Raw genomic sequence first — 18953 nt, forward strand, 5'->3', positions numbered from 1 at the left:
ATCCTTACACAAACTATTTTACGGTCTCATAATACATAATCAGTTCTTATGATAATAAGAACAATTATAGAAAGAAGTATTAAACATGAATAAATTAGTACGAGATAAAATACCAGAATTTGTAACTAATGCAAAATTTAGAAAACTCAACCAAGACGAAATTCTTCCAGCACTAAAAAATAAAATTGTAGAAGAAGCTAATGAAGTAAAAGATGCTACAAGTGAAGAAAATTTAATTGAAGAATTGGCAGATGTTTATACAGTTTTAAAAGCATTTTTAGATTTTAAAGGAATTACTGAAGAAGAGTTATTAAAGGTTGTAAATGATAAGAAAGCATTTAAAGGGGATTTTTCTAAGTTTTTATTTATGGAGAAAAGTTAGATACAAAAAGGTTGATATTCTTCGTTTTTAAACGTAGACAATATCAACCTTTTTTAGCATAAAAATATGACCACGGCCAGAATCGAACTGGCGACCTACTGTTTAGGAGACAGTGGCTCTATCCTACTGAGCTACGTGGCCAAGGTACAATATAACTCTATCATACTTTTACTTATTGTACCCAACTTTTTTAATATTCAAATGAAAAAAGATTACGTTTTTCTTGCTCTTTTGCTATCCTTTCACCAGCCAAAACAAATGGTAACCAAATTAAAATCGCTACTATCATATTTAGCGCTACTAAAGCCAATGCCCTCCAATCATAATTGGTTGCTAAAAAAGCATTTAAAAATGGCGGAATAACATTTGGAACGGAAGTTGAAACTGGCTCAACTAAATGCCAAGCTGTTGCCCAATAGGCCAAGGTAACGTTAGCTATTGGTGCTAAAATAAATGGAATTAAATATACTGGATTTAGAACCAATGGCAATCCCCAGACTATTGGATCATTTATATTAAAAAATCCCGGTCCAATAGCTATCTTAGCTAAAGTTCTGAAATCACTTCGTTTTGAAATCAGCAATATTAACAGAATTAAAACTAAGGTATCCCCAGTTCCACCAATCCAGCTATAGATGTCAAAGGAATTTCTAGTCCATAAATAACGAACTGCATGTCCTGACTTTACTGCTGCCAAATTTGCATTCTGAGGAGTAAGCCATATTGAATCAATAACTGGTACTAATACACTCATCCCATTAATGCCGAAGAAATAAAACGCGTGTAATAAAAATGTGATTAATAATACTATTCCAAAGCCCTGCCCCATTTTAGTCAAAGGATTTTGAATAGTAGTTAATAGCCAATTTCCAAAATAAGTTCCAGTTACCATTTGGAAAATATAATTAATTGCCCCAATAACACTCAAACTAATAATCATCGGTATCAAGGCAATAAAAGCAGCTTCCTCAGCATGGGGCATATATGAACTAAATCGCAATGTTAATCTAGCTTTGGTCATTAATATAAAAATTGCTAGTCCAGCTGCTCCAAAAATAAGTGATGTAAACAACCCTAAACTCGAAAGTTGGCTAGTATTAAAAGCATTTTTTATTGAAACTTCATCACCATTGAGATTTAATTTCACAACATTAGCTATGCTCATCAAATAACAGCCTAACGATGTTATCGCTCCAGCAAGCCGATTAACTTCAAAGCTTCTCGCTAATTGATAACCCCAAGCTAAAGCAAAATATATTGAAAACAGTTTAAAAGTACCTTGATAAATTAGATTGGAAATATTAACTACCGGCATTAGAGCATATGTAATAGCTCCTAAGCCTAATTCCGCTTTAGCAGCATTAATTAAACCAGGAATTAATACCGTCAAAGAACCCACAATACTGATTGGCATTACTGAAATAAAAGCATCCCTTAAAGCAACTAACCAACGCCACTTGGCCATAGTAGTTGCTAATGGAAGTACCCAGCGCTCTAAAAAATAGATAAATCTTTTTGTAATTCCCACTACTTTTTCTCTTTTCTGGGATGATATCCCTTATTTTTTTGATTTCTTTTACGCTTTTTGTGATGCTTTTTCGCTTTCTTAACTTCATTAGAAACAGCCTTTTCTAGTTGTTTCTTTTCTGTCTTTTTAGGCTTTTCAGTTGATAAACCAAATCCTTTAAAATAGACTTGCTTTAAATCAATATCCGAAAGTAATTTACGCATATCCCGTAAATCATGATCATCACCCAAGGTCACAACAAAACCATCATGGCCCATTCGTCCAGTTCTACCGGCACGGTGTAAATACGTGTTTTCATCTTCAGGCAATTCATAATTAACCACGTAAGTTAATTTAGGAATATCAAGACCACGTGCTGCCAAATCAGTCGCTAAAAGCAAACGTGTTTTACCAGCAACTAAATCATTAATAGCTTTTTGACGTCTAGTTTTAGGTTGATTATTTGTTAATAAGTCAAATTTAGTCTGTGAATGGCTAAAAATTCTAGCAAATTTTTCTAAAGTTTCATTAGAATCAAAAAATAAGATTCCTTTAAAGCCATCTAACTTTACCAATCGTTGCAAGAATTGAATCTTATACCGATTAGTTACTTTTAAGAAATAGTGTTCAACTGGGCTTTTTTGTTCTGGTCGAACATCAATCAAGAAGAAGTTAGTTGCAAATAACTCTTCAGCTTCTTGAGTTACGCTACTTTCAGTTGCCCCAAATAAAACCACTTGACTAGTAGTTGGTAAATTTTGTCCCAGGCTAGAAAGCAATTCCAACTTAGTAAATTCTAAAATATCATCAGCTTCATCAATAACCAATTTTTGAATTTTACTAAGCTTAATCTTATTATCTGAAAATAAATCAAAAAAACGTCCTGGTGTTACAACTAAAATTTCTGGCTTCCTCTTTTTGAGTTGCTCAATTTGTCTGCTTCGGTTACCACTACCTACTAAAGCCAAAACATTCAAACCAAGTGCTAAAGCATACGGACGAATAGCATTTCTAGTTTGAATTGCTAATTCAGTAGTTGGTTCAAAAATCACTACACTCGCATCATCGCCAGGCTTAGTAGTTTCTAACAAAGGTAAACTGTAAGCCAAAGTTTTTCCTGTTCCTGTTTTGGCTAACCCTATAACATTTGAACCGCTTTTAAGACTTTCATAACTAGCTTTTTGAATCAAAGTAGGATTAATTTTTCCTTCTTTATTCAAAACTGTTTGAATTTTTTCTGAATACATTATTGTGTTAAATCTCCATAAAGTTGTTTATATTGACCCATTGTACCGTTATATGCATACATTTCAACGTCATACTCCATTGCTTCTACATTCTTTACATGACCTTTATTCGTATAGCGCCAAAACGCATATTGTAACTTATTCGGGGCCCGATTATCTGTAGACATAAATTTAGTGGAAATTGGGAAGTATTTTTTGTATTTAATACTTCCTTGAACCATAACACTTTTTCCATCTTTCAAAAATAAAGTGGCTAATTGCCCCATATGTTTCCAAAAAGATAATTTATTACTATTACTCCCCGGAGCAGCTTCTAGCAAAATTGGCAGACTTCCAGTGTTAGAATTGGTCTTTTTATTAAAATATCTATACTGAGCCTTAACAGTTGATTCATCACTAAAATATAGAACACTTCCAAAAGCTAAATTAGTTCCCTGAATTTGACTGCGATAACGATCATACTCATCATCAAAATAAGATTTCCCTTGTGTAGCTCGTAAATAGACGAATGAAATTCCTGCTGCTTGCAACTTGTGTAAGTCAACCGAGTCGCGATATTGATCAAGCTTGACCCCAACCACACTTAAATTTGAACCAGTTGGCAAGGTTGTTCTTTTGGGTAATGAACGATATGCAAAAAACAAGGCACAAATTACACAAATGAGACTAATAATAATTAATGGTAATGTAGAACGATGTCGAAAATGTGGCACAATAAATCCTCCTAGAAACATTTTAACCAATATTTCTAGCTATACCAAGACTTTGTGTGGTTTATCTAGTATAATTTCAATATACTTCATTATTAACTAATTAAAAGAGGAGAAAAAATTGAAAAAAGAAATTACCTTTGCCCAAGGCCTCGCAACACTAGTTGGTAGCGTCATTGGGGCCGGTGTATTTTTTAAAATAGGAACAATCAGTCATCAAACTAACTCTGCTGGATTAACAATATTTGTCTGGCTTTTGGCTGGATTTTTATCACTTGCATCTGGATTAACTATAGCAGAAGTCGCTGCAGAATTACCTGTAAATGGATCAATTCAATATTTAGAATACACTTATGGTAGCATCTGGGGCTTTCTATTCGGTTGGGCGCAAATTATTGTTTACTTCCCAGCTGAAGCTGGGGCCAGCAGCTCAATTTTTGGTACGCAAGCTAGCAACCTCTTTGGAAATAAAATTGCTGCTCTACCAATTTCATTGTGCATGATAACTTTTATTTTCTTGACTAATCTTTTAGGGACCAAATTTTCAAGTAAGTTACAATCAATTGTTACTGTCATTAAAGTTATCCCACTTATTTTAATCATCATCTTTGGCTTAATGGCTCCTGAACAACATTTCAGTTTTACTAGCTTTGCTTCAAAAAATGCTGTTCCTTTAGTAACTGCTATTAGTGGTGGTTTACTATCTGCTCTTTTTGCATTCGATGGCTGGGTCAGCGTGACTAATTTAGCTGGAGATTTAAAAAATCCCCAAAAAGATATGGCTAAAATTCTAATTTGGGGATTGGGAATTGTCACTGCAATTTACGTTTTGGTTAACTTTGTATTTTTAAAAATATTGCCATTCAACAGTATTTTCGGTAACCAAAATACCGCTTTTAATACTAGCATTAAGCTATTTGGCAATATGGGTGGTAAACTAGTCACAATTGGAATTTTAATTTCTTGTTATGGAGCAGCTAATGCTTTCATGCTTACAGGTATGAGAGCTCCGTATATTTTAGCTCAAAATAACTTATTACCATTTTCTAAAAAATTTAAGCAAGCTAATAAAAAAACTGGTGTACCTGTTTGGGGAGCAGTTACAATCTGGATTATTACAATGCTCATGATTAGTTTAGGTAATTTCGATATTTTAACAGATATGCTGGTATTCGTAATGTGGTTTTTTACGATTATGTTAACACTTTGCCAGCCTGTTTTACGTCGTCGTAAGCCTAATCTCAAGCGACCATTTAAAGTGCCATTTTATCCAATTACACCAATAATTGCCTTAGCAGGTGGGATTTTTATCATTATAATGACAATCATTAACCAATTCTGGTTATCATTGATTGGATCTGGGCTTACTGCATTGGGACTGCCAATCTACTTTTATAAGAAAAAACAGAATAAGTAATAAAAGAGGCTGTATTTCACTTCACCGTGAAATATAGCCTCTTTATATTTATTTATTTGCATATGCTTGAATTACTTCAGGCTTTACGACGCCGATGTATGGAATATTTCTAAACATATTGTAAAAGTCTAATCCATATCCAACAACGAATTGGTTTTCAACTTCAGAGCCATAATAATCAACTGATACATTATCTACTCTTCGTGATGGTTTATTTAAAAGTGCTACACACTTCACGCTCTTTGCTCCCAAGCTTATAAAATGTTCTTTCATAAACTTCAAAGTATGACCAGTATCAACAATATCTTCAATAATCAAGATATCCTTGCCCTTTACATCAGTAGTGACGTCTTTAACTAATTTAACTTTTCCAGATGATTCTGTACCATTGCCATAACTAGAAACATCAATAAAGTCCATCTTACAACGCACATCCATTTCACGAGCAAGATCAGTCATGAAGAAAATTGCACCAGTTAATGCTCCTACTAACACTGGTTCTTTTCCAGCATAATCTTCAGTTAATTGCTTACCTAACCGGACACACATTTCGTGAATATCATCACGACTAAATAAAGTACTTTCTAAAATATCTTCGATATTATCTCTCATTACTAACCTATCCTTGAATCCTTATCTATCAATACTATTTAAATTAATAATAACAAAAAAAGCACTAATTTGTCAGTGCTTTTTTATGAATATTATTCCGTAGTTTTAGAATTATCATTCAGTTTTTCAACATTGAACCATCTCATGAAGCCTTGCTCAATTTCAGCAACTTCAAATTTATAGCCTTCAACAGTTACACTATCACCTTTTTTCAAATCTGGATAGTGTTCCATCATATAACCACCAATTGTGATTATATCGCTATCTTGAAAGGCTTTAAGCTTTTTATGATAAAATCTTTCAAAGTCATATAAAGTGGTTTTCCCTGAAACACGGACTTTGCCATCCTTATCTCGGATAATATATTCATCAGAAACGTCATCGATTTCATCTTTAATTGATCCAAAAAGCTCTTCATAAATATCCTTATCAGTAACAATCCCACTAGTTCCACCATATTCGTCAACAACTAAAACGATTGGAGTATGTTTTTGAATCATTAATTGTAGAATATCTTGAATTGGCATTGATTCTGGTACTGTAATGATAGCACGAATCAATCTACTTAATGAAGCATTATTTCCCTCATTGCTCTGCTCTACAATATCGTAAGCATAAACATAACCTACAACATCATCCTTATCATTATCACGAACAACAGGGAATCGACTAAAGCCTTCATCCAAATATAATTTTAAAGCAGTCTTAACAGTATCAGTAGCATCAAGAACAGTTAATCTTGTTCTATCAGTCATAATATCTTTAGCTACTTTATCATTTAACTCAAAAGCCCGCTCCATATATTTCAAGTCTTCTTTATCAAGAGCACCACCTGTTACAGCTAAGCGTGATAACTTAATAATTTCTGACTGTGAATAAATTTCATTTTCTTCAGCTGCTTCCTTAAAGCCCATTAACTTTAAGACACCATTAGAGCTAGTATTAAGAATCCAAACAAATGGATAAACCAAGGTATGGAAACATTTAAGTGGAGTTACAATTACCATTAACATTTTTACTGGCATATCAATAGCTATATTTTTAGGAACAATTTCCGTAAAAACAACTTCTAAATAAGTTAACAGCAATACGCCCAGTACTGCCCCAATAGATTTAGCTAAGGATTCACTAAGTGGACTAATTTTTAATCCTCTAATGATAAGTTCTGATAGAGTATCCGTGGAGAACCAACCTAAAACAACCCCAACTAAAGTAGTACCTACTTGTGTGGTTGATAGATACTCATTAAGGTTTCTAACCATATGCAAAGCTCGTTTGAGCTTTTTCAAATTTCCTTCTTTGTTAGCAATCATGTCTTCAAGCTGGCTAGGTCTCGTCTGAACAAGTGCAAACTCGGAAATAACAAAAAATGTAGCAAATCCAAAAATAATAAGTGTAGCGACTAAATTAGTCACTATCTGACTAGTATCCAATTTTTATATCACCTTTAAAAATAAAAATTATAATAAACTATTTATATTTTACCATTAGCTAGACTTTTATTTAATTAATTTGAAAATTTTATCGAATGGAACTCTACCAGGAATATAAGTTGGAGAATTCACCTCAGCTGCTTTATCAGCATAACCAATCGCAATAGCCATACCAATTGCTTCATCATCTGGAATATTAGTATATTTTCTAATTAAATCAGGATATGCAACTAATGAATGAGCTGGCATCGTATCAAGCCCGCGATTAATTGCTAAAAGCATAATACTCTGAGCAAAAATACCTAAATCAAAAACTGACCATGCTGGTGATTTTTTTGGTATTGTCAAAAAAATAATCGCAGGAGCATAAAACATGTTATTATTGGCATTCTCAAATAATTCTGTCTTATTATGCAAAAAGTAAGTAACAAAAGCCCCCATATTAGACATGTTTTGACTAGGAAAAGTAGACCAATCAATTGACAACATTGTTGAAAAGTCTTCACTAACAGGAACTTTACGTGCAATATAAGCTTTATTTTCACGTTTCAGTTTTAATAAAGCGCCTCCAGTAATTGCATATGCTCTCCATGGTTGGGAATTAAGCAATGAGGGAGATTGTTGAGCTTTTTTGATAATCTCTTTGATTAACTCATCATCAACCTTGCGAGTTGAAAATTTACGAGTTGCACGCTCTTTATTAAACACCTCTTCAAAATCCATAATATATCTCTCCAATCAAGTTACACTTTCAACTTATATTATAAGAAAAATGATTGTAGTTTACTAATATTTTCATCAACAAAAAAGCGCCTGACCAAAAGTCAGACACTTAATATTTTCAGACTTAGTTTAAGCCCTTCCATTCCCATTCAGTAACTTCAGGAATATCTTTACCATTGTCACGAATGTATGTGTGGTGCTTAGATAAAAGCTTGTCCATTTCATCAACAAAGCCTGCAGCTGGCAAGTCAAGGCGTTCTACTGCATCTTTAGCTAAGTGGAAGCGGTCAATTTCATTCAAGACCCGCATATCAAATGGAGTAGTAATGTCACCATTTTCTTCATAACCATGGATTGAAACATTATGGTTGTGACGGTCAAACCAAATTGATTCCATCATTGGCTTAAAGCCATGCCATGCAAAGATAACTGGCTTATTCTTAGTAAATAAGCGATCAAATTCTTCATCTGACAAACCATTGGGGTTCTTACGTTGGCTTTGTAACTTCATTACATCCAAGACATTAATATAACGAATCTTAAGATCTGGGAAGTTCTTATGCAATAAGTCAATTGCAGCTAATGTTTCCAAGGTAGGTTCAGTACCAGTTGAGGCAAAGACCACATCAGGTTCTTCGTGATCATCAGTTGATGCCCAATCAATGTAGCTAAGACCATTTTCAACTAATCTTTGAGCTTCTTCTTTACTGAACCATTGTGGACGAGGTTGCTTTGAAGTTACCAAAACATTGATACATTCACGATCTGCAAAAGCCTTATTACTTACTGCAAGTAATGAGTTAGTATCTGCAGGTAAATATTCATGAATTAAATCTGGACGATTCTTTTCAAAGAGGTGAGTTAACAAACCTGGATCTTGGTGAGTGTAACCATTGTGGTCTTGTTGGAACACAGTTGAAGTATCAACGATATTAAGAGCTGGATAGTCATGTCTCCAGTATTGTTCCTTAGCCTTTCTTAACCACTTCATGTGTTGAGTAAGCATTGAGTCAACTACTCGGCCAAAGGCTTCATAAGTTGCAAAGAAGCCGTGACGACCTGTTAAGACGTAGCCTTCAAGCCAGCCTTCTGCTTGATGTTCTGATAATTGAGAATCAATCATTCTACCTGAACGAGCTAAGTCTTCATCATTTGGTTCTTTGATATCTTCCATCCATTGACGCTTTTGACCATCCAAAATAGTAAATAAACGGTTAGACTTAGATTCATCAGGACCAAAACCACGGAAATTAGTTGGGTTTAAGTTAGCAATTTCATTTAAGTACTTAGACCATTCAGCCATATCTTGCTTTTCAACACTACCTGGCTTGTCAAAATCAATTGCGTAATTTCTCCAGTCTGGTAAATGAAGACGCTTAGGATTAATACCACCATTAGTAACTGGATTCATTGCCATTCTTTGGTCACCTTGAACAGTATTTTCAAGCACAATATCCTTTGGTGAGCCATCTTCATTAAATAATTCTTCTGGCTTGTAACTCTTCATCCAGTCGATAAGCATATCCTTGTGTTCCATATGCTTTTGATCTACAGGAATTGGAATTTGGTGGGCTCTAAATGAATTCTCGATTGGGTTACCATCTAGGTCAAACTTAGGACCAGTCCAACCTTTTGGTGCACGCAAGACCATCATTGGCCATTGTGGCATTGAATCGTCACCAGTTTCACGAGCATGCTTTTGAATAGCTAAAATATCTTCAACAGCCTTATCCATTGTCTTAGCCATCAATTCATGTGCATCCATATGACTTAAGCCATGAACGTTTACAAAGTATGGCTTCCAACCCATGCCTTCAAAGTATTTAGTTAAGTCAGCATCGCTCATTCTTGAAACAATTGTTGGGTTAGAAATCTTGAAACCATTAATTTGAAGAATTGGTAAAACTGCACCATCGTGAATTGGGTTAATGAACTTATCACTAAACCAACTAGCTGCAAGTGGGCCAGTTTCACTTTCACCATCACCAATTTCAACGGCTGCAATTACATCAGGATTATCTAAAATTGCACCTACACCATGTGAAAGTGAGTAACCAAGTTCTCCGCCTTCATGAATTGATCCTGGAGTTTCAGGAGCAGCATGTGAAGCTACACCGCCTGGGAATGAGAAACGTTTAAATAAGCGGGTCATTCCTGCTTCGTCTTGAGTAATTTCTGGATATCTTTCGGTATATGAGCCATCAAGATATGAGTTAGAAACCATTACTTGGCCACCATGACCAGAGCCTTCAATGTAAAACATGTTTAAGTTATATTTCTTAATTACACGGTTTAAGTGAGCGTAAATAAAGTTTTGTGGGACAATAGTTCCCCAGTGACCAATTGGCTTAGGCTTAACATCTTCAGCCTTTAATTCTGTCTTTAATAATGGGTTCTTCATTAAAAACAATTGGCCAACTGATAAATAATTAGCTGCACGCCAATATGCATCAACACTTCTTAAGTAGTCTTGTGAATCAAAATTAACTGTCATTTTAGTTCTCCTTTTAAGGAATTAAATTTCTTTTTTACACTTATATAATACCCAACTTTTTGCAAAAGTTCAACTTATTTAATAATTGGTTGGGTCCAATTTTAAGTATAAAAAATAAGGTCACTATTGGCCTTATTCTTATTGGTTCAAATTAACAAAACTGTTATATCGCATATATTTATAATGAATTCGCATATTAGACACTTCAAATGGAGTTCCATCATCTAAAAAGAAAATTCCCTCCATAACACCTACTGGTTCATTAGTTTGCAAATCCAGTTCTGATTGATCTTCTGAATTAGAAGGTTCAACTGTAATATTCAAAAACGATCTAGTAACTGTTTTGTTTTGAGTATCTTCTAAATAATTAAATAGCGAATCTTTTAAAATTTCTGGAGTAAGTTCAGGGACAATTTTTATTGGTAAATACCCAGTTTCGATTAAAAATGGCTGATTATCAAGTAAACGAAGTCTTTTGAATTGATAGACAAAGTCGGCTTCATTGATAAATAAGTCTTGAGCTAATTCTTTGCTAGCATTAATAACTTTAAACTCTAGCAGCTTAATCTGTTGCTTTTTGCCAGGAACTTTAAAACTATCAGTTAACCCTAAGTTAGAGCCTTCATAGCGAAATAATGCTTGATTTTTTAAATACAGTGGATTAATAAAAGTTCCGCTTCCACGCTTTTTGAAAATAATACCCTGTTGTGCTAATAATTCCAACGCCCGCTTCATTGAAGAGCGTGAAACTTGATAGTGACTAGCCAAGCTTCGCTCATCTGGTAAACGCATGTCCTCATACTTTTGAGCGAGAATATTTTGCTTAATATCACGCATTACAGCACGATAAACGAAATCTGTCATTTCAATCTTCTCTCTTTATTTATCTGCTTCTTTTAAAACTTTAGCAAACCAATCTACAAATTGTTCACGATTAATTGATACACCAATTTCTGCGTTTACTGGCTTACCAAAGAAATTATCAAAATCCATTACACTAGCACCATAAGTATACGAATCATTTGTATCAATTGCTACAAAAGCAGGCTTAAAAGTATACATTTCTGGTGCTAGTAGCATCCCTACTGCCAAAGCATCATAAATCTCAAGGCCATCTGACAAAGTGCCATCATGCAAATTAGAAAGAATGGAATACAGCATTTCTCCAGTTTTTCCATAATTTTTAACTACATCCATTGTATCTTGCTTAACAAAAGCTTGATGACCTAGTTCAAGAGGTGCAACGCGAATCTTTACACCACTTTCAAAAACAATCTTTGCAGCTTCAGGATCCCCACTAACATTATACTCATCATATGGTCCATAATTTCCGCGGCCAATTGCACCACCCATAATAACTAATTCTTCAATTTTTTCTAAATCATCTGGATATTGTCTAAAATACAAGGCAAAATCAGTTGCTGGTCCAATTTGCATCAAAGTAACTTTTTCAGGGCTATTAGCAACAACTTCATGAATTTTGGTAGCTGCTAAACCAGAAACCAATAATCCTTTATCTGGTTCTGGGAAATCAAATCCATCCATCCCACTTTTACCATGTACTTCTGATGCATCAATTGGTTTCTTTACTAAAGGTAGCTTAGCACCAGAAACCACGGGTACTTTAGTACCCAAAAATGTTTCTAATTTTAGAGCATTATTCAAAGTCTTTTCTAAACTTACATTTCCCCATGTTGCCGCGATTAACTTAACATCAAGTTCCTTTGCAAATAAAGCAATTGTTAATGCTACTGCATCATCAATACCAGGATCAGTACTAATAATTAATGGTTTCTTATTCATTGCTTTCTCCTTCAAAAATCTTTTAAATTATCATATCAAAAATAAAAAGACAAAGATAATTATCTTTGTCTTATTCTAAAATTAAGTTAAATTAACGCTTAATTTCTTGAATTGTTCCATTACTTTTAGCGACGATTACTTCATCACAAATACCTAAAAATAAGCCATGCTCAACAACGCCAACAGTATGATCTAAGTAATCTGCCAAACCATTTGGAACAGGAATTGGGCTAATATTTAAATCTAAAATATAATTACCATAATGTGTAGTTAATTTTTTATTGCCATCCATTCTAAATTCTGGATTTAGCCCTTCTTTCTCAAGTCGCTTTTTAACTTGCATGCAAGAAACTGGTAAGACTTCAACTGGTAATTTGAATCCAGATAAATGATCTACTACTTTACTTTCATCAACAATCCAAATATTCTTTTTTGAATTGACAGCAACATTTTTTTCGAGTGTTAAAGCTGCACCGCCACCTTTAATACCGTTTAATTGACTATCAACACGGTCAGCTCCATCAACAGTTAAATCTACTTCATCAACATCTGCCAATTCATCTACTTTAAAGCCATAACTTTCTAATTGCTTTTTTGAACGACTAGAAGTAGTAACTATATGTTTCAGAGTTAGGCCTTCTTTTTCTTTTCGTTCACCTAACCAATCAATAAAAAACTTTACCGTAGAACCAGTTCCAACACCTAAAACCGAACCAGCTTGAACCTTGTCAGCTGCAACTTTAGCAGCTTCTTTTTTCAGTTCATCTTGCATATTTTTATCCATTATTCTCTCCCCATTAATTCATTAACTTCGTTGTAAGTAGGGATAGAAGGCTGGGCCCCTAATCTGCTCACAGCAATTGATGATGCACGAGCTGCAAAGGTAGCAGCTTGTTCAATATTTGAAAAATCAGCCTGTAATTGACTCGTTAAAAAGCCAATAAAAGTATCGCCAGCACCAGTTGTATCTGCTGCTTCCACTTTAAATGCTGGAATTAATTTTTCAACATTAGCAGTTGAAATGTAGCTCCCCTTATCGCCATATGTAATAACTACATTTTTAACTCCTAATTCATGTAATTTATCGCTATTAGCCTTAATTGATTCTAAGTCCTTAACTTCAATTCCTGTAATTAGGCTACTTTCTGTTTCATTAGGTGCTATCAAATCTGTTAATTTTAATAGCTCCTTAGGAAGTTCCTTAATTGCTGGGGCTGGATTTAAAATTGTAATTACATTATTTTTCTTAGCAATTTTGAAAGCTTCAATAGCTACCTCAATTGGTGTTTCAAATTGCGTAATAATTGCATCACTATCTTTGATCAATTCTTCTGCAGCATCAATATCTTCAACACTTAATTCATAATTAGCACCATGGTCAATAATAATATTATTTTGACCAGCCTCATTTAAATTAATGTATGCATGTCCTGTATTAGTACCAGAAGTGGTTTGAACATAAGTAGTATCGACCCCATAGCACTTCAACTGCTTTAAGATAAATCGCCCAGATGAATCTTCTCCAACACGATTAATAAAGTAAGTTTCACTCCCTGCTTTAGCAGCAGCAATAGCTTGATTTGCTCCTTTTCCACCACCGGCTTCAGTAATATCTAACGCGTTAATAGTTTCACCAGGCTTTGGAAAATCTACTACATGGAGGGTGGTATCAACATTACTTGACCCTACAACAACAATCTTTTGCATATCAATTTCCTTTCATGAAAGCGGTTAACCATATTATAACCTAGTTATCCTAAAATTAAACAATAACTTAAGTTAGGCTAATTCCACTAGTGATGAACCCCTTTAATCTAGCTGCTTCCCATTCAAGAGTTTCATCATCATCAACTTGGGATAATTTATAACCAACAAAGTAAGGTGGCGCATAAAATCTTGGAATAACTTTACAGCATGTACCCTTACCATTTTTTATTGGATAGAAGAATAGATTATATGAATCTACCCCGTGTGACAAGACACTTCTTACATATTGAGTGGATTTTTGAATTAAATCTGCCCAAATATCTAAGTCTTGATTATGCCAGGTAACAACATTGACTTCTTGATAACCTTGAACAGGTCTTTTAGACAAATTCATTTCAACGTCCCCACTTTTACCAACTTCAAAGCCAGTAAAATTATTTTCTTGTATATTTTTATAGCCATCCATTTTATCAAGTCCCACAATTTGCATGTGAGGATGTTGCAATGAACCATCAGATTTTGGTCCAAAGTTTTTATACCAAAGAACACTCTGATAATCACCTGAATTATACATCTTTTGGAAGCACTTTAAGCCAAACTTCATCAACTCTCGATTTTCTTCTCTAGTATAAGTTGAAATGTCACCTTGGTGATCACTTGATTCAATTAAAATAGTCTGCATTGTGTCTTTTAAAGTTGGATATTTATTATGAAGCCAAATTTTGTCACCATCTGTTTCGTAAATATCAGTTAATGTTTGAGGATTACAAAAGGGACACGGATTCTGTGTATTACTTTGCCGATTTGCATAATCGTAGTCATATGGCTTCCGTTTCCCAACAGAATACATATATACTAAAGGTTCATCGTTCATAAATTCCACCTCATTTTTCTGAATGATTATTTAATTAGACTATTCCAAGTTCGAACTTTTTGCAAATTCTTTACAATCTAATCTTAAATTAGTAATAGACCCCGGTCAATTAAGAACATTGCTTCTATAAATATCGAATTTAAGGGTAAATTATGATAAAATTACCATGTGTTTGTTAATGTTTTAACACAGTTGATTTTTTGTTTGGGGGAGGATCCCATTTTATGAAGTTTAAAAATAAAGTTGCTCTAGCCGCAATGCTAGGGGTATCATTGTTAGCTACTGCTTGTTCTACTGGAAGCAAGACTCCCACTAGTTCAAGTACAATTCCAACTAAGGTTACCAAAAAGACCACCATTACTTTTTGGTATTCTTTAACTGGAACAAGTAAGGCAACACTTGAAAACTTGACTAAGGAATTTGAAAAGAAAAATCCTAACATCAAAGTCCAATTACAAAGTCAAGGTGGAAATTTAGGTGATTTACAATCAAAGTTAGTATCTAGCTTACAATCACCTAAGAATTTACCAACTATTACCCAAGCATATCCAGGCTGGCTATATAGCGCTGCTCAAAACAAAATGTTAGTTAACCTTACACCTTACGTTAATAATAAAGAAATTGGTTGGGGTTCATATTCTAACAGTAAAATAAAATCTGCTCTTTGGGATGGTGCTAAAATTAACGGTACTCAATATGGAGTTCCATTTAATAAGTCCGTTGAAGTTTTGTTTTACAATAAAACGATTTTAGATAAATACGGTGTCAAAGTACCTAAAACAATGGCTGAATTAAAGAAGGCTAGCCAAGAAATTTATGAAAAGAGCGAACATAAGGTTAAAGGTGTGGGCTTTGACTCACTTAATAACTACTACATGTTGGCAATGAAAGAAAAAGGCATTGATTTTACAAAGAAGTTAAATTTTGCTAGTTCTGAATCAAAGGCTGTTATTAATTACTACGCTGATGGCGTTAAAGACGGCTACTTTATGATGGCTGGTACTGAAAAATACATGTCAACACCATTTAGTTCAGAGAAAGTTGCCATGTTTGTAGGTTCAACCGCCAATGAAGCTTACGTAAAAAGTGGCTTAACTCAAGGAAATGAATATGGCATTGCTGCACGTCCAAGTTCTATAAACGTTCAACAAGGTACAGATATTTACATGTTCAGTAAAGCTACTAAATTACAAAGAACTGCTGCTTTCAAATACCTCAAATTCCTAACTAGCACGGCAAGCCAAGCTACTTGGGCTAATAAAACTGGTTATATGCCGGTCAATACTGATGTTTTAGATTCAGCAAGTTACAAAGCTTCAAAAAACAGTAAAGTTCCTGCAATTTTGGAAGCAACAACTAAAAAGCTCTACTACTTACCTATAACTAAGAACTCAGAAAGCGCCTATGACCAAATCAACGCTAATATGCAAACTATCTTGGCAAATGCGGGCAAGAAGAAATCTTGGAACAGTGACATTACTACAGGTCAAAGCAAGTTAATTGCTGCTTGGAAACAATAATTATTAAAAAGAATAAGAAATAAAATACTAATAAACACAAATAAAAGAAGGTTGGAAATCCAACCTTCTTTTTTACTAACTATAAAAATTAAGCATTCTTCAAAACAATCTTTTCAACACTTGAGGCGACGTCCTCACAAGCATCGTGACATCGCTCTAAACAATTAAAGATATCTCTCCAAACTAATACTTGTAAAGCATCTTTTTCATGCACATGTAAGTTACGCATATTATCAATAAACATCACGTCAGCTTTTCCTTCCATCGTGTTGATATTAACAATATGTTCTTTAAATTCGGCATTCTTTTTGAATTTGGGCAAGTCCTTAATTAATTCCACAACTTCATTTGTATTTTGAATCAATAATTCACAAATTGGCAAAATTTCTGGTCGAATTGTTTGAATGTTATCGCAGTATAAGCGCATAAGTACATCTTCAATTCGGTCAACCATATTATCAATATTATGGGCTAATTCCATAATATCTTCACGTTCTATTGGTGTAACAAATGCTTTGATTAAAACTTCTGTCATTTCATGTTTTTCATGATCGGCATTATGTTCTATTTCATGAATCTTGTCTGTCAAATTTGATACTCGATCAGGTGTATAATCATTAACTACCTCATTGAGCAATTGACTAGCTTCATATGCAAAATTGGCACACTTCAAAAATGTATCAAAATAATATTGATCTGATTTTCTACTCATTTTTTCTATCCTCTTAAAATACTAATAAAAATAACTTCGCCATCAAAAACGCAATAAGTCCACATCCTGGGAAAGTAAATATCCATGTTAAGACCATGTCTTTAACTACATTAAGATTAATAGAGCTCAGCCTTTTAACCGCTCCAACTCCCATAATTGAACTAGTTTTAGCATGCGTAGTTGAAATCGGAATACCATAAAGAGTTGATATCAGGATACTAATTGCTCCAGCTAAGTCAGAAGAAAAGCCTTGAAATGGTTCTAACTTTACCATGTCCATTCCAACAGATTTGATAATCTTCTCTCCGCCAACACTTGTACCAACTCCCATTGTAATTGAACAAAGCATCATTAGCCAAACTGGAATTGCTATACTTGCAGCACTAGCATGTCCATTAACAAATGCCATTCCTAATAACAAAACGCCAATAAACTTTTGGCCATCTTGAGCTCCATGCATAAAGCTCATTGCAGCTGCACCAGCAATCTGTGCACCAGAGAAGAAGCGATTAGTCTTTCTACGATCCATATTTTGGCAAATTAGAATAACGCATTTACAAATGATCCAGCCCAAAGCAAAACCTAATACTAAACTTAAAACCATCCCATACAAGACTTTAATCCATTCATTCCAATTTATCCCCTTGAAACTGCCTTGAATTGCAATTGCAGCTCCAGTTAAACCAGCAATCAATGAATGACTTTCACTTGTTGGTATGCCAAAGATTGAAGCTCCTACACTATAGACTACAATCGAGAAAAGTGCTGCAGCTAAGGCAATCATTGAAGCATGTGCATCCCCACCAAAATCAACCATATTTGAAATTGTTTCAGCTACACTTGCATTCAGCTGGGGCATAATTAAAACGCCTAAAAAATTAAAAACAGCACTCATGATAATCGCCGGTTTAGCTGCCATTCCACGAGTTGTTACAGTTGTTGCAATTGCATTAGGCGCATCTGTCCAGCCATTAACGAAGATAACTCCTAAAGTTAGGACGACTGTAGTCAACATTGCTGGATTTGCTAAACTTTGCAAAAAGCCACTTAAACTTATATCCATTCTTCTCTACCTCAAAAAATACTTCTCTACCTTTTTTACACAAAAGCGCTTACTTAGTCAAGCAGAAAAAAAGGCCATTTAGGCCCCCTTCCCCAATTTCTTTCTAAGCCTTTGAGCAAATAATGATAAGGCAAAGCACACAACAAAATACATTGTTGCAATTATTAAATACATTGGAATCATATAAGTTGTATTTTGACTATAAATAATTTGAGCATGATATAAAAGCTCTGGCAAAATGATAATTGTTGCTAGCGAAGTGTCCTTAACTAAAGAAACAAATTGAGATAGCAAGGCTGGCATCATCATATGCATTGCCTGTGGCATAATGACATGACACATTGCTTGTAAGTAAGTCATTCCATTACTTCTAGCCCCTTCCATTTGCCCTTCAGGGACAGCTTTAATACCACCACGCACAATTTCCGCCAGCATTGCTGACTCAAAAATCACTAATGCACTAATTGCTGCCCAAAATGGTGTTGCATGTATACCTAATTCAGGAAAGCCAAAATATGTAAAGAAAATAATTAATAGCAATGGCAAATTCCTAATAATATCAATAATAAGTCCAACTACTGCTGAGATATATTTAATCTTCATATATCTAATTGTTCCTAAAATTAAGCCTATAATGTAACTTAACACAATAGAAATAATCGATACCTCAACTGTTACCAGCAATCCTTCAAGCAAAAAGCGCAAGTTTGTAGGAGAGTATGCATTAATAAACGTAGACATTCTTTTAT

Annotated in this window: 18 protein-coding genes and 1 tRNA gene; 3 read left to right on the plus strand and 16 right to left on the minus strand. The window is 34.3% G+C overall.

The window, feature by feature from the left end:
* The first annotated feature begins 85 nt into the window (after positions 1 to 85).
* Complete coding sequence (locus tag FC45_RS03270; protein ID WP_006585041.1) at positions 86 to 382, plus strand: nucleoside triphosphate pyrophosphohydrolase; 297 nt, start codon at positions 86 to 88, stop codon at positions 380 to 382.
* A 67-nt stretch (positions 383 to 449) separates the two neighbouring features.
* Here the strand turns inward: FC45_RS03270 and FC45_RS03275 are convergent.
* The 4 genes from FC45_RS03275 to FC45_RS03290 all read right to left on the minus strand — a co-directional run bounded on the left by FC45_RS03275 (position 450) and on the right by FC45_RS03290 (position 3849).
* Positions 450 to 523, minus strand: a tRNA-Arg gene (locus FC45_RS03275).
* Between the two features lie 49 nt (positions 524 to 572).
* Entirely contained in the window at positions 573 to 1910 is a 1338-nt protein-coding gene (locus FC45_RS03280) for a PTS sugar transporter subunit IIC (protein ID WP_006587978.1), read from the minus strand.
* Positions 1910 to 3136 (minus strand): DEAD/DEAH box helicase, encoded by a 1227-nt coding sequence (locus tag FC45_RS03285; RefSeq protein ID WP_006585042.1) that lies wholly within the window; start codon positions 3134 to 3136, stop codon positions 1910 to 1912. Before FC45_RS03285 ends, FC45_RS03280 begins: the two co-directional genes overlap by 1 nt.
* Entirely contained in the window at positions 3136 to 3849 is a 714-nt protein-coding gene (locus FC45_RS03290; protein ID WP_006585043.1) for a GH25 family lysozyme, read from the minus strand. Before FC45_RS03290 ends, FC45_RS03285 begins: the two co-directional genes overlap by 1 nt.
* A gap of 118 nt (positions 3850 to 3967) precedes the next feature.
* On the opposite strand from FC45_RS03290, the gene FC45_RS03295 reads away from it, so the two are divergent.
* On the plus strand, positions 3968 to 5263 hold the full coding sequence (locus FC45_RS03295; RefSeq protein WP_006587981.1) for an APC family permease: 1296 nt from the start codon (positions 3968 to 3970) through the stop codon (positions 5261 to 5263).
* 48 nt (positions 5264 to 5311) lie between these two features.
* On the opposite strand, the gene hpt is transcribed toward FC45_RS03295, so the two are convergent.
* The 9 genes from hpt to FC45_RS03340 all read right to left on the minus strand — a co-directional run bounded on the left by hpt (position 5312) and on the right by FC45_RS03340 (position 14909).
* Entirely contained in the window at positions 5312 to 5875 is a 564-nt protein-coding gene (hpt, locus tag FC45_RS03300; protein WP_006585044.1) for a hypoxanthine phosphoribosyltransferase, read from the minus strand.
* A gap of 92 nt (positions 5876 to 5967) precedes the next feature.
* Positions 5968 to 7308, minus strand: coding sequence for a hemolysin family protein (locus FC45_RS03305; RefSeq protein WP_006587982.1), 1341 nt, complete (start codon positions 7306 to 7308; stop codon positions 5968 to 5970).
* Between the two features lie 66 nt (positions 7309 to 7374).
* Positions 7375 to 8031 carry a nitroreductase gene (locus FC45_RS03310; protein WP_006585045.1) on the minus strand — a complete coding sequence of 219 codons (657 nt, stop codon included), beginning with the start codon at positions 8029 to 8031 and terminating at the stop codon, positions 7375 to 7377.
* 124 nt (positions 8032 to 8155) lie between these two features.
* A complete protein-coding gene (locus tag FC45_RS03315) occupies positions 8156 to 10525 on the minus strand; it encodes a phosphoketolase family protein (RefSeq protein ID WP_006585046.1) in 2370 nt (789 codons plus the stop codon).
* Between the two features lie 138 nt (positions 10526 to 10663).
* Positions 10664 to 11389: a GntR family transcriptional regulator gene (locus FC45_RS03320; RefSeq protein ID WP_006585047.1), complete on the minus strand. Its 726-nt coding sequence runs from the start codon at positions 11387 to 11389 to the stop codon at positions 10664 to 10666.
* A gap of 15 nt (positions 11390 to 11404) precedes the next feature.
* Positions 11405 to 12328, minus strand: a complete 924-nt coding sequence (locus tag FC45_RS03325; RefSeq protein ID WP_006587983.1) for a nucleoside hydrolase — start codon at positions 12326 to 12328, stop codon at positions 11405 to 11407.
* Positions 12329 to 12419: 91 nt separating this feature from the next.
* On the minus strand, positions 12420 to 13112 hold the full coding sequence (gene rpiA / locus FC45_RS03330) for a ribose-5-phosphate isomerase RpiA (RefSeq protein WP_006585049.1): 693 nt from the start codon (positions 13110 to 13112) through the stop codon (positions 12420 to 12422).
* The gene (gene rbsK / locus FC45_RS03335) at positions 13112 to 14035 is read right to left on the minus strand and encodes a ribokinase (RefSeq protein WP_006585050.1); all 924 of its coding nucleotides are present in this window, start codon (positions 14033 to 14035) and stop codon (positions 13112 to 13114) included. The genes rpiA and rbsK overlap by 1 nt, the downstream gene beginning before the upstream one ends.
* 67 nt (positions 14036 to 14102) lie before the next feature.
* Positions 14103 to 14909, minus strand: a complete 807-nt coding sequence (locus tag FC45_RS03340; RefSeq protein WP_006587984.1) for a DUF4931 domain-containing protein — start codon at positions 14907 to 14909, stop codon at positions 14103 to 14105.
* 224 nt (positions 14910 to 15133) lie between these two features.
* Here FC45_RS03340 and FC45_RS03345 point away from each other — a divergent pair, with 224 nt between their 5' ends.
* Entirely contained in the window at positions 15134 to 16429 is a 1296-nt protein-coding gene (locus FC45_RS03345; protein WP_006585052.1) for an extracellular solute-binding protein, read from the plus strand.
* Positions 16430 to 16517: 88 nt separating this feature from the next.
* Here FC45_RS03345 and FC45_RS03350 read toward each other — a convergent pair whose 3' ends face one another.
* The 3 genes from FC45_RS03350 to FC45_RS03360 all read right to left on the minus strand — a co-directional run bounded on the left by FC45_RS03350 (position 16518) and on the right by FC45_RS03360 (position 18945).
* Positions 16518 to 17141 (minus strand): DUF47 domain-containing protein, encoded by a 624-nt coding sequence (locus tag FC45_RS03350; RefSeq protein ID WP_006587985.1) that lies wholly within the window; start codon positions 17139 to 17141, stop codon positions 16518 to 16520.
* A gap of 13 nt (positions 17142 to 17154) precedes the next feature.
* Positions 17155 to 18204: an inorganic phosphate transporter gene (locus tag FC45_RS03355; protein ID WP_057706373.1), complete on the minus strand. Its 1050-nt coding sequence runs from the start codon at positions 18202 to 18204 to the stop codon at positions 17155 to 17157.
* A 78-nt stretch (positions 18205 to 18282) separates the two neighbouring features.
* Entirely contained in the window at positions 18283 to 18945 is a 663-nt protein-coding gene (locus FC45_RS03360) for an amino acid ABC transporter permease (RefSeq protein WP_006585054.1), read from the minus strand.
* Positions 18946 to 18953 lie beyond the last annotated feature (8 nt).

Origin of the sequence: Lactobacillus jensenii DSM 20557 (assembly GCF_001436455.1) — a bacterium.
In the GTDB taxonomy this organism is placed as follows: Bacteria; Bacillota; Bacilli; order Lactobacillales; family Lactobacillaceae; genus Lactobacillus; species Lactobacillus jensenii.